This is a genomic window from Helcococcus massiliensis, assembly GCF_900258485.1.
GTDB classification, from domain to species: Bacteria; Bacillota; Clostridia; order Tissierellales; family Peptoniphilaceae; genus Helcococcus; species Helcococcus massiliensis.
In genome coordinates, this window is record NZ_OGVE01000002.1 from 117111 (window position 1) to 131000 (window position 13890).

At 32.4% G+C, this 13890-nt stretch carries 8 protein-coding genes; 1 reads left to right on the top strand and 7 read right to left on the bottom strand.

The features are described from left to right. Positions 1–94 precede the first annotated feature (94 nt). A complete protein-coding gene (murJ, locus tag C4Q29_RS02315; RefSeq protein WP_103981219.1) occupies positions 95–1612 on the top strand; it encodes a murein biosynthesis integral membrane protein MurJ in 1518 nt (505 codons plus the stop codon). Between the two features lie 49 nt (positions 1613–1661). On the opposite strand, the gene hprK is transcribed toward murJ, so the two are convergent. From hprK to C4Q29_RS02350, 7 genes are all read right to left on the bottom strand, one after another. Further along, positions 1662–2624 carry an HPr(Ser) kinase/phosphatase gene (hprK, locus tag C4Q29_RS02320; RefSeq protein WP_103981220.1) on the bottom strand — a complete coding sequence of 321 codons (963 nt, stop codon included), beginning with the start codon at positions 2622–2624 and terminating at the stop codon, positions 1662–1664. Next, positions 2617–4449, bottom strand: a complete 1833-nt coding sequence (gene uvrC / locus C4Q29_RS02325; RefSeq protein ID WP_103981221.1) for an excinuclease ABC subunit UvrC — start codon at positions 4447–4449, stop codon at positions 2617–2619. The genes hprK and uvrC overlap by 8 nt, the downstream gene beginning before the upstream one ends. A gap of 4 nt (positions 4450–4453) precedes the next feature. After that, a complete protein-coding gene (locus C4Q29_RS02330) occupies positions 4454–6211 on the bottom strand; it encodes a M24B family metallopeptidase (RefSeq protein ID WP_103981222.1) in 1758 nt (585 codons plus the stop codon). A 15-nt stretch (positions 6212–6226) separates the two neighbouring features. Beyond that, a complete protein-coding gene (locus tag C4Q29_RS02335) occupies positions 6227–7069 on the bottom strand; it encodes a Cof-type HAD-IIB family hydrolase (protein ID WP_103981223.1) in 843 nt (280 codons plus the stop codon). A gap of 140 nt (positions 7070–7209) precedes the next feature. Further along, entirely contained in the window at positions 7210–8043 is an 834-nt protein-coding gene (locus tag C4Q29_RS02340) for an HAD family hydrolase (protein ID WP_103981224.1), read from the bottom strand. Between the two features lie 8 nt (positions 8044–8051). After that, the gene (locus C4Q29_RS02345; protein ID WP_103981225.1) at positions 8052–8663 is read right to left on the bottom strand and encodes a histidine phosphatase family protein; all 612 of its coding nucleotides are present in this window, start codon (positions 8661–8663) and stop codon (positions 8052–8054) included. Between the two features lie 147 nt (positions 8664–8810). Beyond that, positions 8811–13754 carry a glycoside hydrolase family 2 TIM barrel-domain containing protein gene (locus C4Q29_RS02350; RefSeq protein WP_103981226.1) on the bottom strand — a complete coding sequence of 1648 codons (4944 nt, stop codon included), beginning with the start codon at positions 13752–13754 and terminating at the stop codon, positions 8811–8813. Between the last annotated feature and the right edge of the window lie 136 nt (positions 13755–13890).

Sequence of the window (13890 nt, forward strand, 5' to 3'; positions counted from 1 at the left end):
GGTATCACTATTGGAGGACTATGTCAAAAAAGTATCGTTATCTATATAGCTATTAGATAAATTATTGTGTTATAATTTAATTCGAGAGGTGATTATGGGAAAAACAGCTTTTACATTAATGATTATAACTTTAATTTCTAAGGTAACGGGCCTAGTGAGGGAGCAATTTTTCGCTTACTTTTTAGGGACTGGTCAAATTATCGACGTCTACAATACAGCTACCTCTATCCCCTATACAGTATTTTCTTTTGTTATTTCGGGGGTAGTCGCAACCTTTATTCCTATATATTCAAAAATAAAAAAAGAAAAGGGAAAGGTTCATGCTGATGAATTTACTTCTAATTTAGTAAATATTTTGATTTTTATTTCAACGATAACTATTTTATTAGTATTTTTATTTGCCCCTACATTAGTTAGCTTATTTGCTCCAGGCTATACAGGGGCTAAGAGAGAATTGAGTATACAATTTACAAGAATCATATCCTTGTCTATATATGTATCTGCTCTATCATCAGTTTTAATAGGTTACTTGCAATTAAACAACAGATTTATTGCAGCTGAAACTCCAGGAATAATAATGAACTTTTTAAATGTTTTCTTCTTGGTTTTAGCAGTACAATTAGGAAATATTTATATATTAGCTATAGGTTATGTAATTTCTGAATTACTGAAATACTCATTCTTCCCAAAAACATTGAGGACAGAAGGCTATACCCATAAATGGATAGTAGACTTTAAAGATCCCAACATCAAAACAATGATAACAAATTCAATCCCTGTAATCTTATCAATTGCAGCTGTTGATATTTCAACAATATCTGACCAGGCATTTGCTTCAACTATTGTAAACGGCGGTGTTTCTATAATGAGATATGCAGCTTTAATCTTGCAATTAGTTTCAGGAGTAGTGGTTGTATCTATTTCGACTTCTACATATCCAAGCTTGTCAGTATACGCAAGTGATAATGATGAAAAAAGATTTGAAGATACTTTGTTAAGGTCAAATATATTATCATTCATATTGATAGTTCCAGCCATGGTTGGGATAATGATATTGTCAGAACCTTTTGTAAGACTACTTTTCCAAAGGGGAAATTTTGATGCAAAGTCAACTATGTTGACAGCAGAAACGTTAATCTTTTATATGCCAACCATTATCGGACAATCTGTTAGTTTCTTATTTAAGAAGGCTTTTTACGCTAAGTCAAACACAAGAACTCCGATTATAGTTACTATAGTTGAAGTAGTGACAAATGTTAGCTTGAACTATATCCTTCATAAGATTATGGGATTGTTCGGTTTAGCCTTAGCTACATCAATTTCTGCTCTACTCGGCGGAATAATGTCTGTAATTTTATATAAAAAAGAATATAAGACTATACACATAAAAGTTTTAATGATTAATTTCTTAAAAATCTTGTTTGCTAGTTTAATAATGGGATTTGTAACATATAATATTTACCATGCACTTGTTGGAATCCACTACTTGCTAGCTTTAGCTGGATCTGTACTGGTATCTATCATGGTATATCTGGTAATTATCTTATTTATGAAGATACCTCAAGTTATGCACTTGTTAAATAGTTCTTATCATAGGTTTAGAAGAAGGTAGAAAAAAAAACATCAATAAGAGCTTAGACTCTTGATTGATGTTTTTTATTTTATAAGTTATCATACATTTCTATATAATCCATATCCTTCATGTCAGGATTCATATCATTAAATAGTCTTGTTGTTAGGTATTTTGCTGAATTGTAACCAAGATTCTTTTGTCTTAGGTTTCTTACTGCAACTTCAATGATCATGGCTACATTTCTACCAGGTTTTACAGGTACTGTCAATATCGGAACTTCATTTCCTAGTATATTTTCATAGGCATCTTCTAATCCAAGTCTGTCATATTCAACATTTTCTTTCCAATTTTCCAGATGAATGATTAGGTCTATATTTGTTTCTGTTTTTACAGAACCAACTCCATACAACCTACGTATATCTAAGATACCAATACCCCTTATCTCCATAAAGTGTCTGATATTTTCTGGACTTGTACCAACTAGTTGATTATCAACTCTTCTTATTTCTACAACATCATCAGATACTAGTCTATGTCCCTTTGTAATAAGGTCTAGGGCTGTTTCAGATTTACCAACTGAAGATTCCCCTCTTATGAGCACACCTGCACCATATACTTCCATCAAACCTGCATGGATAGAAATCTCTTGGGCTAAATGTTTTTCTAGATACATGTTTAGTTTACTTGCAAGTCTTGTTGTTTCTAATTCAGATATTAATACTGTTTTATTATAATAATTTGCTAGGTCTAGGATATCTCTAGTCACTTCCCTGTCATAAGAGAACATTAAGCATGGTATATCCGCAGTAAAAAGCCCTCTAAACCTTTCATATCTAAGCTCAGGACTCATCCCCATGTAATATCTATATTCTACATTACCAATAATCTGGATTCTCTTATAGGGAAAACCTTCCATATATCCAGACAATTGAAGGCCTGGTCTATTTATGTTTTTATCACTTATTTCAATCTCTTCATAGTCTCTAGATTTTTCAATAATCTTCAAACCTAGCTCTTCAACTAGTTGAGATAATTTTACACTTTTAGCCATTATTCTCTCCAAAATATTTTATAATATTGTCTGCTACTTGTTCATTTATATTTTCTACTTGTAAAAGTTCTTCCTTACTTGCTTTTTTTATATTTGCAACAGAAGCAAACTTTTTAAGTAAGGCTTGGATTCTTTTTGGACCTAAGCCAGGTATTTTCGTTAATTCAGATTCAAATAGATTTTTCTTCCTTAAGGTATTGTGGTAGCCTAGGGCAAACCTATGGACCTCTTCTTGTATATCATAGAGAAATCTATAAATTGCAGTTTCTCCTGCAAGTTCATATTCTTTATTGTTGAATACAATAGCCCTGGTCTTGTGTTTGTCATCCTTGGCTAGTCCAATGACAGGAATGTCTATATTGAAGTCTTTAAAAGTTTTTAAGGCTATATTTACCTGGCCCTTTCCCCCGTCCATGATAATTAAGTCTGGTTTTTTACCAAAGGAAGTAGAGGCATCATCTTTTTCAAGCCTTTTAAGCCTCCTACTTAAAACTTCTCTCATAGAAGCATAGTCATCAGGACCCTCAACTGTTTTTATCTTAAACTTCCTATAGTCTTTCTTACTCTTTTTCCCCTCTTCGTATACAACCATAGATCCAACAGAATCAACTCCAGATATATTTGATATATCGTAGGCCTCTATTCTGTCTATTGGATGAATGTCGAGAAAATCTTCAAGCTTCTTCAATCCTAGGTTTTTATTTCTTTCCCTTACTTCTAGTTTCTTCATGTATTCATACATCATTTTTTCAGCATTTTCACTCGCAAGGTCTAGGTAGGCTTTCTTCTTTCCTCTTTGAGGTTTTTTGAGTTCTACTTTTCTTCCTTTTTTTTCAGAAAGAATCTTTTCTATAGCTTCTTTTTCTCTAGGTAATTCTAGCATAAGTATTTCATTTGGAATATAAGTCATATCAAAATAAAATTGCTTCATAAAAGAAGACATTATATCTTGGTCCTCTTCTTTAAATTCATTTTCAATAATAAAATGTTCCCTATCTACTATTTTACCGGACCTCATGAAAAACACTTGTATGGTTACATAAGACTTGGCCTTGGCCATGGACACGATATCTAAGTCATCTGCGCTAACAGTACTTACTTTTTGCCTTTCCATGACCGAGTCAACTGATTCAATATAATTTTTGTATTCTAAGGCTCTTTCAAATTCTAAGTTTTTAGAATAGTCATACATTCTTTCTTCCAATATGTCTGTCAAAATTGAAGGATTCCCCTTTAGAAAAGTCCTTACTTTTTCAATATTTTTCATATATTGGTCCCTGTCATTGAAGTCATGGTCAGGGTCATTATATTTGTAAAGGAATTGTTTTAAAGGTGGTCTTTTATTTTTTCCATATGACTGAAGATTTTTATCTAATCTTAGCCTAAAAATATTTTGTAAGAGTCTTATTACATCATTTACTGCATAGGCATTTGGATAGGGTCCAAAATATTCATTGCCATCTTTTTTTACCTGTCTTACCTTTTCTATCCTTGGAAATTCTTCATTTGTCAGCATGATGTAAGGGTATTGCTTGTCATCCCTAAGCAAGATATTGTAGTGGGGCCTGTGCTCTTTTATAAAGTTTGATTCAAGCACAAGAGCCTCTGCCTCGTTGTCTACAATGATATATTCGAAGTGGTCAATCTTTTCAACCATCTTTATAACTTTTCTAGACTTACCACTATCACTATTAAAGTATGACCTTACTCTATTCTTTAAGTTTTTTGCTTTTCCTACATATATGATATTTCCATCCTTGTCCTTCATCAGGTAGACACCTGGTGAATCAGGCAGTCTGGAAAGTTCATATTTTAGATCTTTCATTTATTTAAATTTCCTTGCTTATCTTTTCAAGATATTTTACTTCATCAGCATTTAGTTCATCTTTTAAGCCTTCAAAGGATTTTCTATTGTAGTCGTTTAACCAATCTATTTCCCATTGGTCTAACATTTCTTTTACAATTGGTCTTGTATCTAGTGGTAGGTATAATAGACTTTCTAATTCTAGAAAGTCTTTTTCTTCTGCTTTCTTAACAAACACAATGTTTTCTAGTCTAATACCATGTGAACCTGCCACATACATACCTGGTTCTATTGAAAATACCATACCTTCTTGTAAGGCATAACCTTGGTCTCTTCTTGAAATTGACATTGGTCCCTCATGGACACCAAGTATAAATCCAACCCCATGTCCTGTACCATGGTTGAAGTCTTTACCTACTCTATATAAAGGATATCTAACTATAGCATCAACATAGGCTCCTGTATTTCCTTTTTTGAATTTTGCTGTCATACCAGCTATATGAGCCTTCATAGTAAGGGTATAGTCAATTTTCTCTTCTTCTGTCAATTCACCCAAGGCTACAGTCCTTGTGATATCAGTTGTACCATCTAGGTATTGTCCACCTGAGTCAACTAGGTATAAACCTTTAGTTTGCAAGGTTGCTGGCACTACCTTATTTGGATCATAGTGTGGCATAGCTGCATTTGGACCATAGGCAGAAATAGTTTCAAAGGACACTTCTAAAAATCCATCTTGTTCTTTTCTATAGTCTAATAATTTATTTGAAGCAAATACTTCATCTATATTTCCAGATTTAACCCCTGCTTCTAGCCAGTTAAAGAATTTAGTCAAGGCTATAGCATCCTTATGGAAGGCGTTTTTTTCATGTTCAATCTCTGTATCTGTTTTTATCATTTTCATAAGGGTTGTAAGGTTTGTTCCCTTATTTATCCTTACATTTTTATTTAATTTTTCATAAACATCAACATTAGTTCTTGATGGATCTAAAAATACAGTTTTGGTTCCAGGTATCTTATTCATAAAGTCAAATATAAAATCGTAGTCATATACTTCTACTTGGTTTACCCTTAGATATTCTTTAACTTTATAGTCAAGTTTTTCTTCCTTGATGAATAAGTAACTTTGGTTTTGACTTACAACTGCATAGGCAAAGAAAACTGGTGTTGCATATATGTCTGAAGCTCTTAGATTGAATAAATAAGCTATGTCTTCTAAGGCTCCAATGAAGGTATAGTCTATTTCTTTTTCCTTCATGGTAGCTCTTAATTCTTCAACCTTATCTTGGTAAGACTTACCTGTATATTTGTCATCCAATATCCAAAGTTTAGACTGGTCTAAGGCTGGTCTATCTGTCCAAATATCAGAAATTAAGTCTGAGTTTGTTACTAATAATCTAGATCCAATTTCTTTGTTAATATGATTATAAAGTTCTAGTGATAATACCCTACCATCAACTCCAACCTTACCAAATTCTGAAACTTCTTCCTTCAAAAATTCAATGTAATTTATATCTTCACCCATTCTATATAATTTAAAAGGAGAATTCTTTAATTCATCTTCAGCCTGGATAAAGTATCTTCCGTCTGTCCAAAGTCCAGCATTATCCATTGTTATAACTGCTGTACCAGCTGAACCTGTAAAGCCAGATATATATTGTCTACTCTTATAAAAATCTGCTAAGTATTCAGATTGGTGTGGATCTGATGTAGGCACAATATAAGCTTCTATATTTTTTTCAGCCATTAAATCTCTTAGTTTTTCAACTCTTTCAAATATACTCATAATTTTCTCCTTTTCTTATATTACTTGATATTTTTTAAGGGCCTTGTAAATCCCTTCATTATCATTTGTATCAGTGATGTCTGTTGCTAATTCTTTTATCTCCTTAGCAGCATTTCCCATTGCTATGCTGTACTTGGCAACTTCTAGCATATGGTAGTCATTCATACCATCTCCAAAGGCCATGGTGTGGTTAAAGTCTTTTTCTATAAATTCTAAGGCATTTCCCTTACTTACATCCGACCTAAATATTTCTAGTATAAAGTCTAAGGATGGCACAACTGTAAAATCTTCCCCAAGCTCTGCTTGTAATTTTTTATAATTATCTGAAATATATTTTGGGTTTGCAGTATTTAAAACCTTGTCTATTGGCCAGTCTACAAAATCTTTCAAAGATCCAACATTTTTCAATCTGTAATCATCAGCCATAGCAAGTTCAAAATCAAAAACTTCCATAGGCTCGCCATTTGATAATGTTATATGGGCTTCGTCTTGCTGAGCATATAAAATATCATCTTTATCAATAAAATACGGAATTAAATCATAGTTTTCCAAGACTTCAAAAATTCTTTTAGCTTGTTCTTTTGAAAGTTTAGCCTGGTACAAAACTTCATCTTTTTTAGGATCATAAATGATTCCACCATTACTTCCTATAATCAATCCACCATATTCTGCTAATTTTAATTCTTCTGCATATTGGTGAATGGATTTCAAGGGTCTACCAGTAGCTATTATAAGTTGTATACCTTTTTCTTGAGCCTGCATAAGGGCTTCTTTAGTCTTAGGCAAAATAACATGGTCAGTAGATAGCAAAGTGCCATCCATATCTAAGGCAATGTATTTAATATCTGGCTTATTCATATTCTCTCCTTTTTAATAAATTTCTCTTAATATATATTATACTAGATAAAATAGCCTAGACAAAAATATCTTGAAATTTTCTAAGTAAATATAAAAATACCCGACTTATCAAATAATGAATAGTCGGATATAGTCTCTTATTATTCTTTTATTAAACCAAAGTGGACTAGGGCTTTATAAATCCCTTCACTGTTATTGTCAGATGTTACATGGTAAGCCACATCTTTTACTCCATCTTGAGCATTGCCCATTGCAACCCCATACTTAGCATATTCAACTAATTCCTTGTCATTCATTGAATCGCCAAATGACATAAGTGTTTCTGGATCAATGTTAAGTTTACCCAAGCCATAGGCTTTATTTGATTCTGGTCTGACAAACTCCATAAAATAAGGTGAAGTTTGAACAACATGGATTTTATCTCCAAAAATCTTTTTATTTTCTTGGATTACCTCTTCTATCTCAGCTGGTTCAACTATGGTCAATATCTTGTTAACATGGTCATCTATGTGGTCTTCAATAGCTTCTACTTCTTTTAACAGATAAGCTCCAGCCCTTGCTTCTCTTTCCATGATGTTGTGGATTTCACCATTCCAAGTAACAAAGCCAGAATATACATCATTTACTAAGAAATAATCTCCCGCTTCCACCATTGGATGAATTTTTTTCCCTTTAAATGACTTTAATATTTCTTGTGCTAATTGTTTTTCTATTGGTGTATCAAATATTATTTTGTGGTTTTTTGTATCGTATCCTATAGATCCATTGTTAGATAAAATAATACCATGGTGGTCTTGTAGTCCTAGCTCTTCGGCTAATTTCAACATTGATTTTACCGGACGCCCTGAAGCTAAAATCAAGTGAACACCCTTGTCTTGTAGTTCTAGCAAGGCCTTTTTAGTTTTGGGCATTATCTTGCCATTTATATCCAATAAGGTACCATCTATATCTAACGCAATTGTTTTTATATCCATTTTTCCTCCTAAACATTTCCATTAAATGGTATAAAAGTTCTTACAAAATTTAATTTATAGTCTTTACCAACTTCAAATTCGATAGTCATAAGGTTTGGAGTTTTTCTTTCAATATTATTTTCCTTCAAGCTTTCAAATGTAGGAAAGAATTTTGTGATAATAGCCCATAAAACTCCTCCATGACTAATAACTAAAGCATTCTCCCCTTCATCTTTGGCAATTTTTTCTAGAGTCTTGATTACTCTTTCTTGTACCTCTTCAACACTTTCACCGCCAAAATTAGCCCACCAATCTCCAAAATTTATATTATTTTTATAGAAATCTTTATCAGGTATTCCTGCATATATAGGCTCACCTTCAAACTTTCCATAATTCCATTCTTTAATACCTTCTAATCTCTCATAAGGAAGATCGGTGGTGGTTTTCAAGGTTTCTTCAGCCCTACCAAGAGTTGAACAATAGGCCTTATCAAAAATTATATTTTTACTTGTATAATATTCTTTAGCACTTTTTGCTTGCCTTACACCCTCTTCTGTCAAGGGTGAATCCACAACTCCTTGGATTTTTCCCCTCTTATTGAATAAGGTTTCTCCATGCCTTACTAGGTATATTTTTTTCATTAAACCCCCAGCTAAACTCGATAAATATAAATTCTCTTTTATTCATTATATATTTTATATAATATCATATATTATATAAAGTAGTCGAAAGTACTTGTATTTAAAAAATAAAAAACTAGAGAGTCTAGGCTCTCTAGCTTTTACAACTTATAGGGAATAATCTTCTTTATTCTTTTTTAAGAATTTAACCAAGGCTAATGATAAGACTATAGATGCAGCAAATCCACTTAATCGTATATCGGAAGTCTTTGGTGAATGGTCTACTTCTTTTTGCTTTGGATTTTTATCTACTACAGAATTATCGTTGTTTCTTGCTGTAGAAAATACAAATGGTGAGAAATCGTCATGAATAAAGCTTACAGTTTTACCATTTATTTCAGTCTTTAGTATTTCTGTTAAACTGCCATCCTTTTCGATATGATACACTTTTAGATCATCGATGGACTCAAGTTCAAGTGAAATCTTTTTAGGAGTGCTTACTTTAACTTTTTCTTTAGTTAATGTATTTATGAAATAAATATCTCTGTAATCTAATTTTCTAGATTTCAACAAAGCCAAGCTTTCTTCATTTAATAGGCCTTTTCCATCGATTTTTTTAATCACACTTTCAATATTTTCTTCTTCAGTATGATCTTCATCTGTCTTATCTCCAGGTGATTCAATTTCACCGCTTGATTCGTCTGGTAAAATACCAGGGTTTTCTTCTTTATCAGTTTCCGGCTCATCCACTGGATCTTTTTCTTTGTCAGTTTCTGGCTCATCAACAGGGTTTTCTTCCTTGCCAGTTTCTGGCTCATCCACTGGGTTTTCTTCCTTGTCAGTTTCTGGTTCTTCCACTGGGTTTTCTTCCTTGTCAGTTTCTGGCTCTTCTACTGGATTTTCTTCCTTATCAGTTTCTGGTTTATCTTGTAATTCTTCATATGCTTTTTCCAAATTACTTAAGGCTTTATCGATATCTTCTTGATTGGTATCTTCATACTCTAATAGAGCCTTAGATAATTCCAACTCTTTTTCTAATTTTGAAATAGTATCTTGAGTCTTAGAAGCTTTCAAATGATCTAATTCTTCTTCAATTTCCTTGATTTTTGCTTCTAATAAGGACTTATCAATATCTTCAATTTCTTCTTTGAAATGAATAGTATATAAGTCTCTATTTTCCCCATTTTCAGATTCTGTTATGATGGTAATTTTTGATTTATATGGAGGAAGTATTGTAATTGACGCATTTTCATCTGATTTTGCTTCAATTGATAATTCACTTTCTTCTCTATATATTTCTTTAACTTTTTCTAAGTCTTCTTCAACTAGGTACCCATTAATTTTTAATTCTGATAATGTGGAAGCATTATTCTTTTCTAAAGAAGTTGCTACTGTAAATAGTTCTACCTCTGTAAGTCCAACACATGAAAGTCTATTACCAAAATCTTCACCTGAAGTTGTTAATATGATTCTAAAACCTGTTGCTGATACAGGTTCAAATGTATATTCAACAGGAGTTACACTTGGAACATCTCCTTGTTTTTCTTTTTTGATTTCTTGGGTTTCTAATTTCGTCCAATTTGAAGTACCATCAGCTGAATATTGTAATTCAACTTTTCCTGGCATCTTAGCTGACCAGGCATCTTGATAGAAGAATAATTCAGCTTTTGTCAACAATTGTGCTGTAGCATAGGTAAATGTGATTTCGGCTGTATCAACTCCATCTTGTGCAGCATCATAATTTGTCCATACTGTATGATTTGATCCACTTGATACCACTCCAAACTCTCTTTTACCATCATTTATAGCATTTAGATTATCAGAAAACTTATTAGCATCATTTTTTTGAACTAAATCTAAGGCTAAAGGTCCTATATTTTCACTTAGAGATTTTTCTCCTTCAGAAATCCTAATTGTTGCAAGCACTTCGTACTTTTGTCCAAATATTTCACTTGTACCCTTTACTTCATATAAACCAGGTTTTTTATAAAGTTCTGGATCTTGTTTTTCCCAATTAACAGTAAAGCTTAAATCCATGACTTTGCCATCTTTTTGAACAAGTGGTCTTGTATCAGGTAATTTTATTTCATCTGAATTTACCAAGGCTGCAGTAGAATAATTTAATAGGCCTGCAATTTCGTCTAAGACAACTAAATTAGTTTGTACTTTATATTCCATACCTTCAATAGAGCCTGTTATCTTATAAATACCAGCTTCCTTAACATCAAAGCCTTCCCAAGCTACATTTTCATCCTTGTCTTTGCTACTATCCTTGTAGTGTAGTCTTACACTATTAACTAATTCAGGAGTAGAACCTAATTTTACATAGTGATATCTAGGAATACTATATGCTATTGGTCCATCCATATCTTCATTTTCACTTGTAGCCTTTGTATTTACAGTTATTTGAGCAGTTTCAAGACCTTCTGATTTCGCTGTTACTGTAAATCCTGTACCTTTTTTACCTGACTTTACTATAGCTATCGCTTTTCCAGCTAAAACTTTTCTTTTACCTGAATTATAAGGTTCGTGGTCTGCTTGATGCCCATTATCCATAGCTAATAGTTCACCGTCACCTGAAACTTCTATATTCACTAAGTTTTCAGCTGAAGCTACTAACTCTTGATTTTCATCTAATATATCTATTTCAATATAAGATAAATCTTTTCCATCAGCTAAAATTTCATTTCTATCAACTGTTAGATTTATAGTTTTAGCTTCTTTATAAGTAGAAACCTCACTTCTACCAACAGTTTCACTTATTATATTACCGGAACCATCATAGGCAACAGCTGTTAACTTTCCAGACTTATATGGTACATCCCATCTTAAATATAGATTTTCATAGTCTTTATTTGATTTGTCTGCACCTTGATACATTTGATATTTATATCCGTTTGGACTAACCATTTCAGTAAATTCTTTTTTACCCAATGAAGTTTTTTCATTTGTAGCAGCATTTGTAAAGAATAACTCAACAGCTTTTGCATTAGAATAGATATTTACTCTTACATTTCCCTTTAGGTCTTGACGTACTAATTCTTCATGCCATGCAGGAAGTATATGCAAAGTAGTATCTTCTTGATTCCATTGTGACCTGTAGAAATAATAAGTGTCTTTTGGTAAACCTGCAGTATCTACAATTCCAAAATATGAAGATTTTGATGATGGCCAACCACCTGTAGGTCCAGGACCTATATTGTTATAATTTGTTGGTTCTCCAAGATAATCAAAACCTGTCCATACAAATTCACCTTGAACGAAATCTCTTTGTACAACTGTATACCATGATTGAGCAGCTACCATTCCCCAACCTACTGTTTTTGTGTCATAAGATGTATATAGCTTGTTAATTTCATCTGCTTTATATTGGCCTCTTGAATTTATAGCTGAGGCTGTTTCAGAAGCATATATATGCCAATCAGGATGTTCTCTATGGAAGCGATCAAAGTCATTTCCACTTGAGTAGTTCATACCTACCGTCCCAGCTTCTTTTGTTAAAAGATTTCCGAATTGGGTTGATTCTGACCATGAAGCTTTAAATTTGTTATCTCCTAAAGTAACAAATCTGCTGTTATCAACTTCTTTAACCCAATTAATTAGATTTTGAAGGACTGCTGGATATTGAGCATATCTAGCACTACTCTTGTTATTTCCTTCCATAACCTCATTACCTAAGGACCATTTGATAACTGATGGTGAATTTATACCTCTTTTTACCATTGATTTCACATCAAATTCAGCCCAGGTCATAGGGTTCGATTCTTTTCCTAAAATTTGGTTATCATCTTCTACAGGTTTTTCAAACCATTCTGTGTAGTCATATATATTACCATTCTTATAGTCAATCCAGGCATCAAAAGCTTCATCTATAATTAGCATACCTTTTTTGTTGGCAATATCAATTATTTCATCAGATGCAGGATTGTGAGTAACACGGATAGCATTAACTCCCATATCCTTAAGAATTTCTACCTGTCTTTCAATAGCCCTATAATGTGCAGCCGCACCTAATGAACCTTGGTCATGGTGCATTGAAACACCCTTTAATTTTATTACTTCACCATTTAGACTAAAGCCTTTATTAGGATCAGAAGAAATAGTTCTAAACCCAAAGTCAGTGTACTTAGTATCAGAAACTTTATCATCTATAACAACTGAACTTTCTATCTCATAAAGATTTGGATTTTCTATAGACCATGTTTTAGCGGTTTTTACAAATAAATTACTATTGATTGTTTTTGATGAATTTGCTTCAATAGTCTCTGTACTTTCTGCAAGAGCTACTACTGTATCCTTACCTTTTTCTCTAAATTTATGTTGTATTTTAACATTTTGTTTTGTATCTGTATCATTTATTATTTTCGCTTCAATATTAGTGTCTATATCACCACCCAATTGATTAGCAATATTTGGTGTAGTTATTTTTATTCCTTGATAATCTACATGCACCTTATCAGAAACATTTAAATATACACTTCTATATATTCCACTACCTGAATACCATCTACTTGATGGAAATTTATGATTAACTTTAACCGCTAATACATTTTCTTCACCGAAATTAATATATTCACTTAAATCAAAGGCAAATGGTGTGTATCCATAAGGATGACTTCCTATCTTATTTCCATTTATGTATATTGTGGCATTGTTATAAACTCCACCAAATTCCACAATAAATTTTTTATCTTTTAGATCTTCATCCACATAAAATGATTTCCTATACCAACCAATTCCTCCTAGTTTATAGCCACTTTCTGCTTCACCACTTTTACTATATGGTAAGTCTAAACTATAATCATGAGGTACATTGATTTTTTGCCAATTACTGTCATCGAAAGTGTTTTTTTCTGCTCCACTTTGATCTCCATATTTAAATTTCCACGATTCGTCAAAATTTAATCTACCATCTTCTAATTCTGATTTTTTTAATGGAACTCTAACCGGTTCTGTTTTCATCATATTATTTGTAACTTCTTTTCTTTCACTATTTGCCATAACATTTCCAATAGGCTGTAAGAGAAGAGTCAATGTTAAAACGCCAGAAACTATCTGTTTAACTAACCTAGATCTGGATTTTTTATTTTTAATGGAATCTTTTTTTGTCATATAATTCTCCCATTTAATCTATTAGGCCTTAGCATAAATCTATATCTTACTCAATTTATGAAAACCTTGTCTTCCTTTGCTATAAATTAACCTCAAAAAGTTAACTTTTAATTCTTTTTGAGGTTAATTTTCAGCT

Excerpts from the sequence above, each read along its gene's own strand:
- C4Q29_RS02350 (WP_103981226.1), bottom strand. The coding sequence starts at position 13,754 with ATGACAAAAAAAGATTCCATTAAAAATAAAAAATCCAGATCTAGGTTA.
- uvrC (WP_103981221.1), bottom strand. The coding sequence starts at position 4,449 with ATGAAAGATCTAAAATATGAACTTTCCAGACTGCCTGATTCACCAGGT.
- hprK (WP_103981220.1), bottom strand. The coding sequence starts at position 2,624 with ATGGCTAAAAGTGTAAAATTATCTCAACTAGTTGAAGAGCTAGGTTTG.
- C4Q29_RS02330 (WP_103981222.1), bottom strand. The coding sequence starts at position 6,211 with ATGAGTATATTTGAAAGAGTTGAAAAACTAAGAGATTTAATGGCTGAA.
- C4Q29_RS02335 (WP_103981223.1), bottom strand. The coding sequence starts at position 7,069 with ATGAATAAGCCAGATATTAAATACATTGCCTTAGATATGGATGGCACT.
- murJ (WP_103981219.1), top strand. The coding sequence starts at position 95 with ATGGGAAAAACAGCTTTTACATTAATGATTATAACTTTAATTTCTAAG.
- C4Q29_RS02345 (WP_103981225.1), bottom strand. The coding sequence starts at position 8,663 with ATGAAAAAAATATACCTAGTAAGGCATGGAGAAACCTTATTCAATAAG.
- C4Q29_RS02340 (WP_103981224.1), bottom strand. The coding sequence starts at position 8,043 with ATGGATATAAAAACAATTGCGTTAGATATAGATGGTACCTTATTGGAT.